Below are 15,606 nucleotides of genomic sequence, written 5' to 3'. Positions count from 1 at the left end.
GGGGCTAGCACAGTTTGGCGGCTGATCATTCCTTGCAAAGTTTATAAAATGTGGACATCTGTCTCTGGTTGAGATTAATTGGTAGGGCAAGAGTAGTCAGGTCTTCTTCAGTATTTATCTTCAGCATCTATCTGAGAGATGGCTTTCTCTTGGTCCTCGGATGGACTTCATCCTCTGGCGTCAGTTCTTATTAATGTTGTTGACCTGAACTCCCAGCCAGAGCATCAAAGCGTTGTTGTTCCGGCAGGGCAATGTCCTGGCCTGTTGCTGTCGCCCCGTAGCGCGGCTTGAGGCTGCGAAGGCTGGGGAGCACGACCAGGCAGGCCCCACCCATCAGCAGCCAGAGCAGCAGGCCACTGTTTTGAAGGTCCAGCAGGGCTCCTCCAGCCAGGGGGGCCACAATGGCGCTGATGGCGAAGCACTGGGAAAACAGCGCCATCGCCAAACCCCGGTGTTCCGGTGGCGTCTCTTCAATGACGGCTTCTGTGGCCGTGGGCAGGAAAGCGGCCTGGGCGAAGGCCATTGGCAGCAGGGCTGCCAGCACCAGGATCGTTCCGTTCTCGAACAGGGAGGAGAGAGCAATCAGGCTGCAGCCCAGACTGAAGCCCGCCAGGCTCAAGCCGAGGCCGAAGGCAACGCTTCGCTCCGCCAGCCAACGGCCCACCGGCCACTGCAGGCTCACCAGCAAGGTCAACTGAAGTGCGATCAGGGCACTGCTGTGGCTTTCGCTCAGGGCCGGTCGCGCTAGCCCGCCGCGCACCAGATCGAGGGGAAGCGCACTTTGTTGAAGGGCCAGGATCCCTGTGGCTACCACACTGATCAGCAGCACCGGCAGCAGGGGAAGCAACCAAGGCAGTCGGGTTGTTGGCCGTGGCCGTTGACCAACCGGCGCTGGGCTGTTGCTGCTGAGGTTGCGGTAGGGCGGACCGTCCTGGAGCGGAACAAGGCTGATCAGCACCAACACAGCGCCCATGCACACTGCTTCAACGATGTACACCGTCCGCAGGATTCCAAGGGTGGCGGCAGCGGTTCCGATCAGCGTGCCGATGCCGATGCCGAGGGCATCGGCACTGCGCACCAGGGCGTAGCCCCGCCCGGAGGGAAGGTTGCCGCAACTGAGGGGAACGGCCAATTCGATGGCAGGCCAGTACAGACCCGCCGCACAGCCCAGCAGCAGTTGCCCGAGCAAGTAGCTGTTGTAGTTGTCAGCCTGCAGCAGGATCAGATCAGCTGCAATGGCCAACAGGGTTGTGCCTCTCACCGGCCAGGAGCAGCGGATGCCGCGATCGAGCATTGCGCCGCTCAGCAGGCGCACCACCGTGCCGATCAGGGCAGAGACGGCCAGGCCGCTTCCCACTTCACGCGCTGAGAAGTCGATCGCATGAAAGATCAGCGGCGTCATGAACATCACCCCGCCGGCACCGATGGACGCCAGGAACCTCAGTCGGGTGACATTTCTCAGGGGTGATGGAAACTGGTTCCACCACCGCAGAGGGTCAGGCGTTGCTGCGCGGACGCTTAACAGGACGATGCATCGCGATGGGCTTGGTGGGCAGTCTGCTGCTCACCACGTGCGGATCGTGGCCTGTTGGCTCCACAGAACGTGTGGAGGTCAAGATCGACGGCGTGGTTCTTCCGGTTTCGGTGGAGGAACTCGGAGCATTTGTGCGCTCGCCGACGGCTGATCCAGCGCAGCTCTCGCGATCGGAGCTGTCCACCTGGATGGGGCTTCTCGCCCCCGAGAACCGCGAGGGGCTGATCCGTCTGCTCCAGGCTCCGGTGCTCTCCCGCCGCAGCCTCGGGCGTCAGCTGCTCAGCAGCTGGGGGGCGGGTCCGCTACTGGATGCGCTGGGGGAATTGATTCGCGTGGAGGACGGACAGCGCATCAACCGTTCGCTGGTGCTGTCCACGCTGGAGCAGCTGCTTGAACGGCAGGAAACCGTTTCAACGCTGGATGTGTTGGAGGGGTTGCCCACCCCGCAGTTGTGTCTTGATCTGGATGCGTTGGTGGCTGCTTCCAACCGCTGGCGGTTGGAATTGAAGCGTCATCAGGCCTTGATGCGGGCTTTGGCTCAGGAGGAGGCTCGGCTTCAGCCCCTTCAGGGCAGGGAGCGTTCTGCCTCGGCTGATGCTCCCCGTCACGCAACGCTTGTGGTGGGCCATCGTTCGCGGCCATTGCGGCTGGAACGTTGGATTCCCCAGTCGCCTCGTGTGGACCGGACCTGGGTTTTGATGATGCCGGGGCTGGGCGGGGACCCCAACCACTTCCACTGGCTGGCGCGTTCGCTGATGCACGCGGGCTGGCCCGTGCTGGTGCTTGAGCATCCCGGCAGCGATGCCGCGGCTGTTCAGGGTTTGCTCGAGGGGCGGCAGTCGTTCGATGGTGCCGCAGCGCTTCGTGATCGCTTGGCTGACCTGGCGGCGGTGGTTGAGGCGCAGCAACGGGGCGATCTGAACATCCCCGGAACCGAGGTGGTGCTGATGGGGCATTCCCTGGGTGCCCTAACGGCTCTCCTGGCCAGTGGGGCGGAGCTGGTGCCCGGGATGGCCCAGCGCTGTGAAGCCGCCCTTGCTGGCTTGCCCCTCACCAACCTGTCGGAATTGCTTCAGTGCGAACTGGCGGCAGGCCGTGTGCTGGAGAGCAAAGTGATGGACCCGCCGCCCCGGGCGGTGGTGGGGCTCAACAGCTTTGGCGGGTTGATCTGGCCGCACCGGGCCAGTCGGACGTTGCCGATTCCACTGTTGATGGTGGGTGGGACCCTTGATCTGATCACCCCTCCTCTGGATGAGCAGCTGGCTCTTTTGGCTGGATTGGCGGAGCATCCCGCCAGCCGGGTGGTGGTGGTGGAGGGGGCCAGTCACTTTTCGCCGATTCGTGTGGATGGCCAGGGCAAGGCGTCAGAGGGGGACGACATCTTCCGGCTCGGCGAAGAGTTGGTGGGCGTCAATCCCCTCAGGGTTCAACGGGTGATTGCCCATGAAGTCATCCGTTTTCTTGATTCTCTGAACTCCCCGTCACCCAGCAACGATGCGGTTCACCTGATGGACGCCAGTTCCAAGACGCGCTGGCATCGTTTGGGCCGTCGCAGGGTCCAGCAGCTGCTGGATCAGTAGCGCACCCGTGGATCGAGGCTGGCCACCAGCAGGTCAACGGCAACACTCACCAGCACCACCAGGGCGGCGATCACCACCACGATCCCCTGAACGACGGGGTAGTCCCTCTGGTTGATGGCTTCCTGCAGCCGCAAGGCAATGCCTGGCCAGGAAAAGGTCACTTCAATCAGCAGGGCTCCACCAATCAAGGAGGCCACGGTGATGCCAGCAATGGTGAGCACCGGCAGCAAGGCATTGGGCAGCCCGTGGCGCAGGATCACCTGGCGCTCACTGAGGCCGCGGCTGCGCGCCGCTTCCACGTAGTCGCCGCGCAGGGTGCGTCGCAGGTTCAGTCGCAGGGCGGTCGTGAAGGTGCCGCTGAGCAGCAGAGCCAGGGTCCCCGCGGGCAGGATCAGGTGACGCACGGTGCCTCGAAAAGCGGCCCAGTTGTTCTGCAGAGCGCTGTCCAGCAGGAAAAAGCCGCTGCCCTCGGGGGGGAGAAGGCTGGGGGGGAAGCGCCCGCCCACCGGCAACCAGCCCAGGCTGACAGCGAACACCAGCTGCGCCAGCATGGCCACCCAGAAGGGCGGCAGGGCATAGGTGCCCAATCCGTAGAGGCGTCCGCCCAGGTCGATCTTTCCCTCGGGCCGGGCAATGCCACTGAAGCCAATGCTCAGCCCCACCACAGCAGCCAACACCAAGGCGATCACGCTCAGCTCCAGGCTGGCGGGCAGGGTTCTGCCGATGATGGTTCGAACCGGCTCCTGGTTGATCAGGGCTTCTCCCAGATCGCCGTGGATCAAGCCGTTGAGGTAGCTGAGGTACTGATCCAGCAACGATTGATCCAGGCCCAGCCGAGCCCGCATCGCGGCTTTGGCGGCGGCGGGGGCACGGCTGCCGAGTACTGCATCCACGGGATCCCCTGGGGCGACGCGCAGCAACAGGAACACCAGGCTGGCGATCAGCCACAGCATCAATGGCGCCAGGGCGAGGCGGGTGGCGCTGTAGCGGGCGAGGTCTCGGGCGCGTCCCATCAGTTGTTCATTGCTCCGTCCTGGCGGCGCTCCAGCTCAGCGAGCATCAGCTGACCACTGCCATCAAATCGTGGAGGGTTGAGGTTCAGCTGGGCCCAGGCCCGAGGTGAATCCAGCCAGACGGGGATGTAGGCGGCACCGTCGGCGGAGAGATGGTCCACACGGTCCAGGGCGGTGCGGCGGGCATCACCCATCAGCGTGTCGGAGTTCAGCAGGGCGGTCTGCAATCCGGGGGCACTCCAGAAGCTGCCGCTGATGGCTGCTTCTCCATCCGTGCAGATGTTGCCCTCCACCGAGGTGCAGCTCAACAGCGGCGTCAGATAGGCCTCCGGATCGGGGTAGCTGCCGCGCCAATCCAGCATCACGGCTTTGAAGGCACCTTCCCCCAGCTGGCGGTAGATGGTGGTCGACTCGACGCCATCGAGATCCAATACCAGGCAGTCCGAGAGGTCCCGTTGCACCTGGGCCTGCCAGGTGAGGGCCAGCAATTTGTCGGCGGGCACATTGGAGCGGAAGGTGAGCGGAAAGCGCAGGGTGCTGCCATTGCAGTAGCCCGCTGCCTGCAGCAGCTCGCGGGCCTGCTCGGGGTTGTGTTCGGGCCATTGGGCCATGGCGCCACCGGCCAGGCTGGGGGGCACCAGCGCCCGTAGCGGACGGCGCAGCCCGTAGCTCACCCGTTCACTGATCTCGCGTCGGTTCAGGCTGACGGCCAGGGCCTGCCTGAGCTTGGGGTCTTGGAATGGCTCCCGGTTGCTCAGCAGGGTGATGTAGCCGATCTCCATCGCCGGACCCACCGACTCGTGCAGCTCCCCCGCGCTGGCCCGTTCATGCAGGGTGTGGCGCTGGTCTTCGTCGATCGAGGCGGAGAGCAGCAGATCCACCTCGCCACTGCGCAATGCCCCGTAGAGCGCCGTGGAGTTGCTCAGCGTGATCAGATCGAGGCCGTTGTTGCGCGGCGCCTCACCCCAGTACTGGGCAAAGGGCTCCAAGCGTTGCTGATGTTCGCTGAAGCGGGTCAGTTGGTAGGGGCCTGTCCCCACAAAGCGGTCGTGCAGAAAACGGTCCTGGTGGTTGCTGTAAGCCGTTGGTGAGATCGGGGTGAGGTTGATCGATGTCAGCAGGCCCTGCAGGGATGTGGAGGGGCGACTGAGGCGCAGCCGCAGGGTGTGGCTGTCGGCTTCCTCCACTGCCGCAATCCGATCGCCCACCACATAGCTGAGGGTTCCGATCTCGAGGAAACGCCGCAGGCTGAAGGCCATGGCTGCGGCATTGAACGGCGTTCCATCGTGAAAACGCACATCGGTGCGCAGGGGAACCGTGACGGTGCGACCGCTATCACTGAGAACCGGGGCCGATGCCGCCAGGCGAGGTTCCAGGGAGCCATCCCGCCTGAGGCGATAGAGCGGATCCCCCAGGGCGCTGATCAGCTGCGTGGCGCCGAGGGTGCTGGCCTGGGCTGGATCCAGGGAACTGATTCGCCCTGCAGAGGCCACCGTGATGCGGCTGGTGGGGGGCGGGGCCTGACACCCCATCTGGGTGATGGTGAGGGCCAGGGCCATCAGCGCGCCACCGCACGTCAATCTCGTGGGGCGATCGGTGCGCTTCAACGGGCCTCAACCAACACGGGTCGGCCCATTCAACAGGGACTTACCCGACCTGGCGAATCCTTTCCAACGAGATTTCGAACACCGGTGAGCCCTCGTTGCTCTGAAGGGGCCAGCGGCGCACCCAGCAGCGGTCGTGGTCACCATCCACGCCGATCACTTGGTAGGTGTCGTCGTCACTGTCGAGATTGACGCAATCTCCCTGGTGCACCGTCATCGGATTCACCCCCTCCTCTAGGGGGCAGCCTTGACCGGGACTCGAACAGGTGAGGTTCTGCATGAACCGTTTCGAGCACAGATCTGAGAATTCAGGCCCGTGCTGTGAAAGTTCTTGACACTCTGACGCACGCCAGGGGGTATTCGCCAGGGCTGAAGCTCTCCCTAGAGGCAGCCGAGGTGAGCGGCCAGGCCAGATACCTCCGGCAAAGCCTGGATGGCGTCCAGGGCTTCATTCATCTGACGTTGGCTCACTTCGTGGGTGATCACAACGATCTCGGCGCCGGCGTCGCTGGCATTGAACTGCACGATCGACTGGATCGACACGTTGCGTTGGCCGAAGCAGCCGCCCACGTTGCCGATCACGCCAGGGGCGTCTTTTGTCTTGAAACGCACATAGTGGCGTTGGCGAATGTCGCCTGAGTCGACCAGAGCGCAGGGGCGCCAGCTGCTGGCGGCCAGCAGGGGATCCACGTTCCCCGGCCCTTCACTGGCCTGGCGGATGCCGGCGATGTTGAGGATGTCGGCCACCACTGCAGAGGCGGTCGGGCCGGCGCCCGCGCCGGGGCCGTAGAACATCACCCGGCCGATGGGGTCACCTTCCACAAGGATGGCGTTGTTGACGCCGTTCACGCCCGCCAGGGGGTGGTCCTTGGGAACCAGCGTGGGCTGCACCCGCAGGGAGAGGGGCAGGGGATCGCCGCTTTCAGCCATGCGCTCGGCCACCGCCAGCAGCTTCACGCCGTAGCCCAGTTGATTGGCGTAATCCACATCCACGCCCTGCAGGCCACTGATTCCGTCGGTGGGAACGGCAGCGCGATCCACGCTGCCGCCGAAGGCCAGGGTCGCAAGGATCGCGATCTTGTCGGCCGCATCAAGACCGTCCACATCCGCTGCCGGATCGGCTTCGGCGTAGCCCAGCTCCTGGGCATCCTTGAGCACCGCGTCATAGGCGGCCCCCTCCTCAGCCATGCGGGTGAGGATGTAGTTGGTGGTGCCGTTGATGATGCCGCTGACGCGGTTGATGCGGTTGCCCCCCAGGGACTGCTTCAGTGGCTCAATGATGGGAATGCCGCCACCAACGGCGGCCTCGATCAGCACGTACACCCCGGCGGCGGCCGCGGCTTCAGCGATTTCCTGACCGTGGCGTGCGATCACGGCCTTGTTGGCGGTCACCACGGATTTGCCGGCTGCAATCGCCTGGAGAATCAGGCTGCGGGCCGGCTCCAGACCACCGATCACCTCCACCACCACGTCCACGGCTGGGTCCTGAATCACCGCCGATGGGTCGGTGGTCAGCAGGCTTTCGTCCAGGGCCACGGGCCGGGGGCGGTTCAGATCGCGGACGGCAACGCGGATCAGCTCCAGTTCACCCACCAGCGGGTGACGTTCGCTGGGGTTCTGGAGGATCGATGCCACTCCACCGCCAACCGTGCCCAGTCCCAGCAGACCCACGCCGACCTTTGCTGCCATCCCCTGTGATCCGTGTTGGAACGTTTGCGAGCGACTCTATGTATTGACGTGATTCGGCTTCTGTTCCTGTCCCTGTCCTGATCAGCGCTTGGGTCAGCTGTCCAGTTGACGGGCCTGCTCCTGCATGGCCAGAAGGATGTTGAGGAAGCCATTGGCGCGGGATGGCGTCAGGCTGGCCTGCAGGCCTGTTGCCGCAATGAAGGCCGGGTCCACCGCCTGCACCTGGGCCGGCGTCAATCCATCCAGCCCTTGGATCAACAATGCGAGCAGTCCCTTGGTGATCAGCGCATCGGAGTCCCCCTGCCAGCGCATCACTCCTTCATTGAGGGCACCCCGCACAAACACCTGCGACACACATCCCTTCACCTTGATGTCGTCGGTCTGCTCCTCGGCCGGCATGGGCGAAAGCTTCTTGGCCAACCAGAGCACGTACTCATAGCGGCGCTTTGGATCGGCGGTGCCGCCCAGGCGCTCCACCATCCGGTCGAGGGCATCACTGCCGGTGCTGGTGGCCATGTGGGGCTCAGTCGTTTCGAAGTCGCACGCTAACCAGCAGCCCCACCATCACCAGGCTGAAGGGGAACATGACCACCTCATTCAGATCCACTTCGCCGTTTTGAACGGGAAGTTCGAGGTAGTCGCGGTGGCCTGGACCTCCGTCCACCTGGAGATCAACGGTGCCGTTGCCAACGCTGCTGAGATCGAGGCTCAGGCGTCCCTCGGCATCGGTGCGGCCCAGTTCCTGCCCTGGCGTGCCATCGGCATTGAGCAGGCGAACAACGGCCCCCTGGGTGGGCTCACCGTTGGAAAAGCTGCTGCTCAATTGCAGATCGCCATCGAGATACTGCAGAGCACTTTCGATCTGATGGGCTTTGGCAGGGGCCAGCAGCGCGCCCTGCAACACTGAGCCGAGCAGAAGCAGTGGAGCCAGCAGACGCAGCATGGAAGGGCGATCAATGGTGCCCATGATGCGGCCCCCAGGCGGGCCGACCAGCTCCCTGTTCCGTGATCCAGCCGGTGAACGGAACATCCCAGGACTCTCGAGGCAACGCTTCGGCCGCAAGGCAGGTTGAGGGCAGCACCACCCAGGCCGGCACGGCAGCCCAGGCGGGATCAGCCCTGAGCCGGTCGTAATACCCACCGCCATAGCCCAGGCGGATTCCCGCGCCGTCCACCGCCAGAGCCGGCACCAGCAGCAGCGCCAGCTGATCGGGTTGCAGAGCATCTCCAGCGGCAGGAGCGGGAATGCCGCAGCCATCGGGCTGAAGCGGGTCCTCACCCCAGCTTCGGTAGATGAGCCGGCCGTTGCCATTGGCCACTGGCAAGGCCAAGGGCGGATGGGGACCCTCCCGCAGCGGCCGTAAATCCGCTTCCCCCGGAAGGGGCCAGTAGACCCCCACATGGCGGTTACCGCAGTTGGACTGGTCGATCAGCGCCGCCACGGCGTTCTGGATGGATCGCGTGGCGGCTTCCCCCAGATGACGCTGCGCTTTGAAGTGACGGCGGAGGGTTGGCTTACTGCTCATCGCTGCAACCAGGCCGTCAGCGCCACCGCCAGGGCATCGGCCGCATCGTCCGGGCGGGGCGGTTCCTCCAGGTTCAACTCCCGCATCACCGCCTCCAGCACTTCATCCTTCTCGGCATGGCCGAACCCCGCCACGGCGAGTTTGATCTGCATGGGTGGGAACTCCACCATCGGGATCTTGAAGCGGGCCAGGGTCATCACCACCACGCCACGCGCTTGAACCACATTGATGGTGTTGCTGGATCGGTAAAAGAAAAACTTCTCCACGGCCGCCAGTTCTGGGCGCCAGATCCGGATCAGCTGGCGCAGGTCGCCAGCAATCTCCACCATGCGATCACCGTCGGAGCGATCGGAATCAGTCTGGATGATGCCGCAATCGAGCATGCGCTGGCATCCGTCCTGGATGTCGATCACCCCGTAGCCCACCCGGGCGAGGCCCGGGTCGATGCCGAGGATCCGCATGGGCTGATTGTGGGGGGATCAGGCGGCGAGGGCCAGTTCGAAATCAGCGCGGTCACTGCTCTCGCTGCGCTCAAACACCTTGCAGAACACCTTCACCACGCGGTCGCCGGAATCCACCTGCTCGAGGGGGTCTTTGCGCAGACGGTGGCGCAGGCAGCAGGAGGCCACGCGGGCCACGTCTTCCTCGCTCACTTCCGTGCGTCCTTCGAAGGCGGCCAGGGCCCGGGCAGCACGGTTGGTGACGATGTCACCCCGCAGACCATCCACATCGAGCTCGCCGCAGACGGCGGAGATGCGCAGACGAAGGTCCTCATCGATGGTCACCTGGCCGAGGCGTTGCTGGGCCTCCACCACCCGCTGTTGCAGGGCGTTTTGATTGCCCTCCACGGCGGTGCTGAAGCCATCGGGGTCGCTATCGAAGGAGGTGCGCTGGTCCACCACCTGCACCCGCAGCTCCGGATCACGCACGGTGCGCACTTCCACGCTCATGCCGAAACGGTCGAGCAGCTGGGGGCGGAGTTCGCCTTCCTCGGGGTTGCCGGAGCCAATCAACACGAAACGCGCGGGGTGGCGCACGGAGACGCCTTCCCGCTCCACCGTGTTCCAGCCGGAGGCCGCTGAATCGAGAAGCACGTCGACGAGGTGGTCGTCGAGCAGGTTCACCTCATCCACGTAGAGCAGGCCGCGGTTGGCTTTTGCCAGCAGGCCGGGTTCAAAGGCGCGCACGCCTTCGCTCAGGGCTTTCTCGATGTCGATGGTGCCGCAGAGGCGGTCTTCCGTTGCACCGAGGGGAAGGTCCACCATCGGCACCTGCCGCGGTTCAGTGCTCAGGGTTTCCCCCTGCTGCATCCGCTCGCGCACCTCACTGCTTTGCAGGTCGGGATCGCTGGCCGAGCTGTTGTAGGGATCGCCGGCGACAACGTCGATGTCCGGCAGCAGATCAGCCAGGGCACGGATCGTGGTGGATTTGCCGGTGCCACGGTCTCCCATGATCATCACGCCGCCGATGCGCGGATCGATCACGTTGAGAAGCAGGGCCAGCTTCATCTCCTCTTGACCGATCACCGCAGTGAAGGGGAAGACCCTGCGCTTCCGGGGTGCAGTCACGAGCAATTCTCTAGGCGTGCTCAGGATTGTTTCACAGGCTGCACGGTGATGGCCTGCGGTGGCGTGGCATCAGCGGGATAGATCAGGCGAACGCGCACCTGCTTGGCCTCCCCTGGCTGGAGCATCAGCTGTCCCAAGGACGGCCCCCGCTGCCCCTGGCGCAGCACCAGGTGCTGGGTCTGGCGCCCCTTGGAACCACCCTCGGGATCCTCCAGACCCGTGGTCTGCACTGGTCCGCGGAACATCACCGGACCGTTGAGGTCATCGCGGAAGCGCAGCAGAGAGGTGGTGCTGTTGCCTTTGAGGGGCGAATCCAGCGACAACTGCAGTGTGACCGCGGCTGAACCGGTGTTTTGCAGCGGCAGGGTGAGGTCGTACTCCACCCCGTAGTTGCCATGGGCCGCCCAGGCGGTGCCGGGGTAAAAGCGTTTGAGTTCCGCGGTTTGCACCTGGTTGGTGGCGAGGGTGCCGCGCTCCAGACTGCTGATTGGCCAGGAGATGGGGGCCGTGGGTGCGGCCAGCACCGGGCTTCCCGGGTCGGTGATGTGGGCCCGCCAGCTGCTGCCGATCTGAACACCGCTCACCCGGGAATAAATGATTTTGCCTTTGCTCCCCCGTGGGGTGGGTTGGTGCTCCTTGCTGCTCATGCGTTGCTCCTTGAGCAGCTGCAGCCAGTGCTGTTCGCTTGGAGCCTTTCCGTTTTCACCGTGGGCGGCCAGGGTGGCCAGCGCCACAGGGCCGGAGCTGTGGAAGCGCAGTTGCAGGTTGCGGCCGTTGAGCAGGGGATCGAGACCGGCCACGGGAATGGGCAGCAGCAGCAGCTGTGTGGGTGCGCCCGGTGCCAGGCTCCAGCGGCGGTTGGTGAGTTCCGCTGCGCGGCGGCCGGCCAACAGATCTCCGGCCACACGGCTGCCGGGGCCAGACGCCACCACGTCGGTGGTTTCCGGCATCAGGCTCGGCAAGGGAAGAAAGGGGGCCTGGGTCTGGCCGGGCCCTGTGGCCTGCGAGAGCGAAGTGCTGCCCGAGAGCAGCTGCAGGGACACAGGAGCATTCCCCAGCGGAGCTGCAAGCACCGCCAGCCACAGGGTTGAGCTGGGGCTGCCCTCCGTATCACCGGCATACACGTGGTGGCTGAACAGGTCGAAGCGACCGTTGAGCACCACCGGAACCGACGCCGCCTTCCCATCGGGGAAGGTTGAGATCAGGATGCCGTCGTCATCGATCAGTTCGGGGTTGTTGTCGTTCACCATCAACACGCTGTCGAGGCCTCCCGGCAGGGGGCGAACGCTCTGCTGACGCTCAATCACCTCCGCAGCGCCGGGCATGGCTGCAACAGCCAGCCAGGCAGCAGACAACAGCGGAGCGAGCTTCATGGCTTGGGCGGAACAGGGATGGGTTTGAGGTGCGGTGCCATGGCGGCGGCGAGCTGACGGATCAGTTCGGTGGATCGGGGGTCATTGAAGGGGCCCTCCACCAGAAATCCCGCCACAGCGCGTCGTCCGTCGGGGAGTTCGATCAGCCCCGCATCGGCGTAGGCGATGCCGATGTCACCTGTTTTGTTGTAGACGCGGTATCCCTTGAGGGCCAGGCTTGCGTCCGGTTCGCCCTGGGCGCCACCGAGGCCGCGCATCAAGCCCCTGGGCAGCAGCGTGTTGGTGATCGAAGTGCCCATCACCTCGCGAAACAGATCCCGGCTGCGTGGAGCCAGCAGCTCACCGCCGTCCACCAAGGCGATGGCCCGGCTGAGATCTCTGGCACTGGTGGTGTTGGTTCCGTCGAGATCCGGCAGCCAGTTGTTCACCACGGTCGAGGGCAGGTCCAGCTCCTGAAAGCGGGCGTTGATCGCATCCATTCCCCCAGCCCGGGCAATCATCAGGTTGGTGGCGGAGTTGTCGCTAACCCGGATCATTTCCGTGGCCACCTCATGGGTGGGGAAGCGACTACCCACGGGCCGGGATGCCATCCATCCGGCGCCTCCCCCCACCAGCTCTTCCGTGAGCGTGAGCGGTTCGTTCCACTGCAGTGTTCCCTGATCCAGCAGTTCCAGCACTGCGAGCAGGATCGGCGTCTTGATCGAGCTGGCGGCAGCCATCGGCCGTTCGGCCTGCATGGCTGCAAAGCGTCCGTCGTCGAGAATCAGCATGTAGGCGCTGGCCTGCAGATCGCTCTGTTGCGCGGCCAGCTCCAGCCAGCGCTCACTCAGCGCCCTGATTTCCTGCCTGGGGGCGAAGCGTGCCTGCTTCAGGCCCTTCGCCACGACAGAAGAAGTTTTCTTCCCTGAGGCATTTTCAGTGCTGGGCGGCTCCACGGCGTCACCGAGCAGCGTGGTGATCAGCGCTTGATCGGCCAGCCAGCTGGGCAGGGCGATCTCCTGTTGCTGAACGCGGGGCGCCAGCAGCCGCAGGCCGCTGCCGGTGAGCAGTCCAAGACCCACCCCCATCAACACCAGCCGCAGGATGAGCTGGGCCGGACCTCTCCAGCCGGCGGAGCGACGTGACGAACGACTGCTGCTCAACCTTTCAGCCGTGACTGTTCGGCAGAGATTAGGGGCGCTTGGCGCGGATGGCCCAGCGCAGTTGGCGCACCATTCCCCGCAGCAGAGCCACCTCTTCGGCGCGCACCGTGGCGCGTTGCAGCAGATCCCGCACCTTGGCCATGCGGGCGGAGGCGGTGTGCTCCAACAGGAAACCGGCCTCCAGCAGCAGGTCGGTGGCGTCGTCAAGACAGGCTGAAAGCGCCTTGGCGGCTGCCGGGTCCGGCGATGGCGGCTCGATGCAGCGGGTTTCAGTGCTCCCGCTGTTGAGGCGGGCCAACTCATGCAGAACCACCGCCACGGCGTGGGAGAGGTTCAGCGAGGGATAGGCCTCCCCGCTCTGCAGGCAGAGAACCCTCTGGCAGAGCCGCAGCTCACTGTTGCTGAGGCCGCGGTCTTCCCGTCCAAACACCAAGGCCATGGGGGCGTCTGAGCTGGGGCTGCTGCCATCGCCGGCCAGCAACCAACCCAGGGCCTGCTCGGGTGTTTGCAGGGGGATCTCGCCATGGTCCAGGCGTCCGCAACTGCCCACGGTGCGGCGGCAATCGTTGATGGCTGTCAGCAGGTCGGGAACCACCACGGCCGCCTGAAGCAGCGCCTGGCCGTGCACGGCCATCAGCATGGCCTCCTCGCTGAGATGGTCACAGCGGGGGGCTACCAGCCGCAGTTCGCTCAGCCCGAAATTGGCGCAGAGCCTGGCCACGCTTCCGATGTTCAGGGGGCCGGCCGGCTCCACCAGCACGACGACAGCATTCAATGCAGCGGCTCAGCTGAGGGTGTGCAGGTAGGCCAGCAGATCGGCCATCGATTGCGGTTCCATCTCAAAGCTCGGCATGGGGGGAGTTTCGCCACTGATGATCTGGTGCACCAGAACGGGGTCTTTGAGCTGGTTGCTGACGCCCTGAAGTTGAGGACCCACCAACCCCTGGCCGGCAAGGCCGTGGCAGCCGGCGCAGTTGATCCTGAACAGCTGTCCGCCATGGTCCACGGCTCCCTGCAACTCAAGGCTGGCCTTGATGTAGGGGTCCTGCTGGGCGCTGCCCAGAACCCACAGCACCAGCACCACGCAAGCTGTCGCAGCCGACACCACGAGTGCGGCGATCAGGCCGCGACCCCGATCGCTCGAATCATTTGCATCAGCTGATGCCGATTCGGCCGCAATTCGTGACGGCTGGACCACAGACCTGGAGTTCCAATGAGAGAATTCTCTCTAATTCTGATTGCTGACGCGACGCAATGATCGAACCTCTGCTCTGCGGCATCGTTCTGGGTCTGATCCCCGTCACGCTGATGGGTCTGTTCGTGGCAGCATGGAACCAGTACCGCCGTGGTGGCAGCGCTCTGGGGGGCTGAGCAGCATCACGCTGCTGATGCCGTAGCGGCGTTGATCCACCACCGTCCAATCTGAGCCCAGTTCTGGGTTCAGGTTGGAGCGGTGCTCACACACCACCAGAGAATCCTGGTGAAGCCAATTCCCCGCGGCGAGGGCGATCAGGCAGGGTTCGTAGAGGCCCTGGTCGTAGGGAGGGTCGAAATAGACGATGTCGAAGGGCTCCTGGCTCCAGCTCTTGCGCAGCCATGCAATCAGTTCCCGCCGTTCGGTGCGGATCTCCGGAGCCGGTGAACGAGTTGCCGCCACGGCACTGAGATTGCTGCGGGTGATGCGGATGCACTGCGGGTCTTGATCAACGGCCACCACACAGCGCGCCCCCCGTTGCAGGGCCTCACAGCCCATCACGCCGCTTCCGCTGCAGAGATCGAGCCAGCGGCAGTCCTGCAGGTGCGGGGCGAGGATGTTCATCACCGCTTCGCGCACCCTTGAGGTGGTGGGCCGAGCCGTGCGACCCCCGGGGCTCAGCAGCCGTCGCCCCCCGCTGAGGCGCAGTTGCCCGCCACCGCTCATGGGCAGGGTTCAGCCCCGTTGCGCAGCCAGGTCAACCAGCGCTTGAGCATCTCTTCTCCGGCATCGGACGACTTCTCCGGATGGAACTGGCAAGCGCCGACGCGGCCCCGCCAGACCACAGCGGTCACCTCCTGATCGCCGAAGGGGGCCGAGGCCTTGAGGTCATTTCGATCGCTGGGAACAGCGGCGTAGCTGTGCACGAAATACACCCATTCCGAGGGGGCATCGCTGCTGAGCAGTGGGCAGCTGCCGTGATGCTTCAACGGTGCCCAGCCCATGTGGGGGATGCGTTCGCCGCTGTTACTGGGCAGGCGGCTCACCCGTCCGCCCAAGAGCCCGAGGCCTGGATCGCTGCCTTCTTCGCTCTGCTCGAACAGCAGTTGCAGGCCGAGGCAGATGCCGAGCAAAGGGCGATCCTCCTGGCCCCAGCGCAGCAGGTGGGGCACCAGTCCGGTGGCACTGAGGTTGGCCATGGCCGGATCAAAGGCGCCGACCCCGGGCAGGATCAGCGCATCGACGCCCTCTAGATCTTCGGCGTTATGGATCAACGAGCAGCCCTGATCAAGCCGCTCTAGGCATTTCTCCACGGAGTGGAGATTGCCCATGCCGTAATCGATTAACCCGAGGTTCAGACTCAACCGGTCGATCCGTTCTGG

The 15,606-nt window shown here is 64.7% G+C and carries 17 protein-coding genes and 1 pseudogene; 2 read left to right on the top strand and 16 right to left on the bottom strand.

Going from position 1 to position 15,606, the window contains the following annotated elements; genetic code table 11:
- Window positions 1-190: 190 nt before the first annotated feature.
- Window positions 191-1,462 (bottom strand): MFS transporter, encoded by a 1,272-nt coding sequence (locus tag AAXE93_RS09225; protein WP_390130252.1) that lies wholly within the window; start codon window positions 1,460-1,462, stop codon window positions 191-193.
- 5 nt (window positions 1,463-1,467) lie between these two features.
- Between AAXE93_RS09225 and AAXE93_RS09220 the strand changes: the two genes are divergently transcribed.
- Window positions 1,468-3,114, top strand: a complete 1,647-nt coding sequence (locus AAXE93_RS09220; RefSeq protein ID WP_390130177.1) for an alpha/beta hydrolase — start codon at window positions 1,468-1,470, stop codon at window positions 3,112-3,114.
- On the opposite strand, the gene AAXE93_RS09215 is transcribed toward AAXE93_RS09220, so the two are convergent.
- The 13 genes from AAXE93_RS09215 to AAXE93_RS09155 all read right to left on the bottom strand — a co-directional run bounded on the left by AAXE93_RS09215 (window position 3,108) and on the right by AAXE93_RS09155 (window position 14,227).
- Window positions 3,108-4,127, bottom strand: a complete 1,020-nt coding sequence (locus AAXE93_RS09215; protein ID WP_390130175.1) for an ABC transporter permease — start codon at window positions 4,125-4,127, stop codon at window positions 3,108-3,110. The genes AAXE93_RS09220 and AAXE93_RS09215 overlap by 7 nt on opposite strands.
- Window positions 4,127-5,686 (bottom strand): ABC transporter substrate-binding protein, encoded by a 1,560-nt coding sequence (locus AAXE93_RS09210; RefSeq protein WP_115132916.1) that lies wholly within the window; start codon window positions 5,684-5,686, stop codon window positions 4,127-4,129. The genes AAXE93_RS09215 and AAXE93_RS09210 overlap by 1 nt, the downstream gene beginning before the upstream one ends.
- 88 nt (window positions 5,687-5,774) lie before the next feature.
- On the bottom strand, window positions 5,775-5,948 hold the full coding sequence (locus tag AAXE93_RS09205; protein ID WP_011364908.1) for a hypothetical protein: 174 nt from the start codon (window positions 5,946-5,948) through the stop codon (window positions 5,775-5,777).
- Between the two features lie 164 nt (window positions 5,949-6,112).
- Entirely contained in the window at window positions 6,113-7,420 is a 1,308-nt protein-coding gene (locus AAXE93_RS09200) for a homoserine dehydrogenase (protein WP_390130173.1), read from the bottom strand.
- Between the two features lie 93 nt (window positions 7,421-7,513).
- Complete coding sequence (locus AAXE93_RS09195) at window positions 7,514-7,936, bottom strand: SufE family protein (protein ID WP_115132913.1); 423 nt, start codon at window positions 7,934-7,936, stop codon at window positions 7,514-7,516.
- 7 nt (window positions 7,937-7,943) lie between these two features.
- Entirely contained in the window at window positions 7,944-8,363 is a 420-nt protein-coding gene (locus tag AAXE93_RS09190; RefSeq protein ID WP_390130171.1) for a hypothetical protein, read from the bottom strand.
- A gap of 10 nt (window positions 8,364-8,373) precedes the next feature.
- Window positions 8,374-8,946, bottom strand: coding sequence for a 5-formyltetrahydrofolate cyclo-ligase (locus AAXE93_RS09185; RefSeq protein WP_390130168.1), 573 nt, complete (start codon window positions 8,944-8,946; stop codon window positions 8,374-8,376).
- A complete protein-coding gene (gene ruvC / locus AAXE93_RS09180) occupies window positions 8,943-9,407 on the bottom strand; it encodes a crossover junction endodeoxyribonuclease RuvC (RefSeq protein WP_115132910.1) in 465 nt (154 codons plus the stop codon). Before ruvC ends, AAXE93_RS09185 begins: the two co-directional genes overlap by 4 nt.
- An 18-nt stretch (window positions 9,408-9,425) precedes the next feature.
- Window positions 9,426-10,514, bottom strand: coding sequence for a magnesium chelatase ATPase subunit I (gene bchI / locus AAXE93_RS09175; RefSeq protein ID WP_115009220.1), 1,089 nt, complete (start codon window positions 10,512-10,514; stop codon window positions 9,426-9,428).
- A 20-nt stretch (window positions 10,515-10,534) separates the two neighbouring features.
- The gene (locus AAXE93_RS09170; RefSeq protein WP_390130164.1) at window positions 10,535-11,887 is read right to left on the bottom strand and encodes a DUF3370 domain-containing protein; all 1,353 of its coding nucleotides are present in this window, start codon (window positions 11,885-11,887) and stop codon (window positions 10,535-10,537) included.
- The gene (locus tag AAXE93_RS09165; protein ID WP_390130162.1) at window positions 11,884-13,029 is read right to left on the bottom strand and encodes a serine hydrolase; all 1,146 of its coding nucleotides are present in this window, start codon (window positions 13,027-13,029) and stop codon (window positions 11,884-11,886) included. The genes AAXE93_RS09170 and AAXE93_RS09165 overlap by 4 nt, the downstream gene beginning before the upstream one ends.
- 28 nt (window positions 13,030-13,057) lie before the next feature.
- On the bottom strand, window positions 13,058-13,804 hold the full coding sequence (locus AAXE93_RS09160; RefSeq protein ID WP_115132907.1) for an RNA methyltransferase: 747 nt from the start codon (window positions 13,802-13,804) through the stop codon (window positions 13,058-13,060).
- A 9-nt stretch (window positions 13,805-13,813) separates the two neighbouring features.
- Complete coding sequence (locus AAXE93_RS09155) at window positions 13,814-14,227, bottom strand: c-type cytochrome (RefSeq protein WP_025362444.1); 414 nt, start codon at window positions 14,225-14,227, stop codon at window positions 13,814-13,816.
- Window positions 14,228-14,283: 56 nt separating this feature from the next.
- Between AAXE93_RS09155 and petG the strand changes: the two genes are divergently transcribed.
- The gene (petG, locus tag AAXE93_RS09150) at window positions 14,284-14,400 is read left to right on the top strand and encodes a cytochrome b6-f complex subunit V (RefSeq protein WP_071823076.1); all 117 of its coding nucleotides are present in this window, start codon (window positions 14,284-14,286) and stop codon (window positions 14,398-14,400) included.
- A gap of 10 nt (window positions 14,401-14,410) precedes the next feature.
- On the opposite strand, the pseudogene rsmD reads toward petG, so the two are convergent.
- Window positions 14,411-14,950, bottom strand: a pseudogene (rsmD, locus tag AAXE93_RS09145) (16S rRNA (guanine(966)-N(2))-methyltransferase RsmD); the annotation flags it as partial.
- Entirely contained in the window at window positions 14,947-15,588 is a 642-nt protein-coding gene (hisH, locus tag AAXE93_RS09140) for an imidazole glycerol phosphate synthase subunit HisH (protein WP_390130159.1), read from the bottom strand. The pseudogene rsmD and the gene hisH, both read right to left, overlap by 4 nt.
- Window positions 15,589-15,606: the final 18 nt, after the last annotated feature.

The sequence above is a fragment of the Synechococcus sp. HIMB2401 genome (assembly GCF_042883245.1).
Lineage (GTDB): Bacteria > Cyanobacteriota > Cyanobacteriia > PCC-6307 > Cyanobiaceae > Parasynechococcus.
The sequence above is the reverse complement of the archived record's forward strand: the minus strand, read 5'-3'. Positions and strand labels throughout refer to the sequence as shown.

Bases quoted from the DNA above. Each gene is read 5' to 3' on its own strand.
- AAXE93_RS09220 (WP_390130177.1), top strand. From the start codon at position 1,468: ATGGAAACTGGTTCCACCACCGCAGAGGGTCAGGCGTTGCTGCGCGGA.
- AAXE93_RS09215 (WP_390130175.1), bottom strand. From the start codon at position 4,127: ATGGGACGCGCCCGAGACCTCGCCCGCTACAGCGCCACCCGCCTCGCC.
- AAXE93_RS09210 (WP_115132916.1), bottom strand. From the start codon at position 5,686: ATGGCCCTGGCCCTCACCATCACCCAGATGGGGTGTCAGGCCCCGCCC.
- AAXE93_RS09205 (WP_011364908.1), bottom strand. From the start codon at position 5,948: ATGACGGTGCACCAGGGAGATTGCGTCAATCTCGACAGTGACGACGAC.
- AAXE93_RS09200 (WP_390130173.1), bottom strand. From the start codon at position 7,420: ATGGCAGCAAAGGTCGGCGTGGGTCTGCTGGGACTGGGCACGGTTGGC.
- AAXE93_RS09195 (WP_115132913.1), bottom strand. From the start codon at position 7,936: ATGGCCACCAGCACCGGCAGTGATGCCCTCGACCGGATGGTGGAGCGC.
- AAXE93_RS09190 (WP_390130171.1), bottom strand. From the start codon at position 8,363: ATGCTGCGTCTGCTGGCTCCACTGCTTCTGCTCGGCTCAGTGTTGCAG.
- AAXE93_RS09185 (WP_390130168.1), bottom strand. From the start codon at position 8,946: ATGAGCAGTAAGCCAACCCTCCGCCGTCACTTCAAAGCGCAGCGTCAT.
- ruvC (WP_115132910.1), bottom strand. From the start codon at position 9,407: ATGCGGATCCTCGGCATCGACCCGGGCCTCGCCCGGGTGGGCTACGGG.
- AAXE93_RS09170 (WP_390130164.1), bottom strand. From the start codon at position 11,887: ATGAAGCTCGCTCCGCTGTTGTCTGCTGCCTGGCTGGCTGTTGCAGCC.
- petG (WP_071823076.1), top strand. From the start codon at position 14,284: ATGATCGAACCTCTGCTCTGCGGCATCGTTCTGGGTCTGATCCCCGTC.